The sequence below is a fragment of the Brevibacterium sp. HMSC063G07 genome (assembly GCF_001810665.1).
Taxonomy (GTDB): Bacteria; Actinomycetota; Actinomycetes; order Actinomycetales; family Brevibacteriaceae; genus Brevibacterium.
Genome location: NZ_KV802357.1, coordinates 1 through 337 on the forward strand (window position 1 = coordinate 1; position 337 = coordinate 337).

General features: G+C 55.5%; 1 pseudogene. It reads left to right on the top strand.

Going from position 1 to position 337, the window contains the following annotated elements:
- Positions 1-337 (top strand): annotated as a pseudogene (locus HMPREF2757_RS11455) (IS256 family transposase); the annotation flags it as partial.

Consider the following 337-nt stretch of genomic DNA (forward strand, 5'->3'; position numbering starts at 1 on the left):
ATCCACATGGGTCGCCCACCTGCACGAATTCGACCACACCTACCGGGAATGGATGAACGAGAAAACCACCATCAAAGACCCTGCTACCGGCGCCTACACCAAGGTCTACACCCACCAACGCGTCCGAGCGGCCTATCAATCATTGCTATCTCTGCACCGCAGAGACCTGCTGTTTACCTACCTGCAACCCCCACCAACAACCATCGACCCCGACAACCTTGCAGCAACAACAAACAGCCTCGAAGGTGGCATCAACGCCCCCATAAAAGAACTAGCCCGCAGACACCGCGGACTATCACTACCGCATCAACGCACAGTGATGGATTGGTGGCTGTAT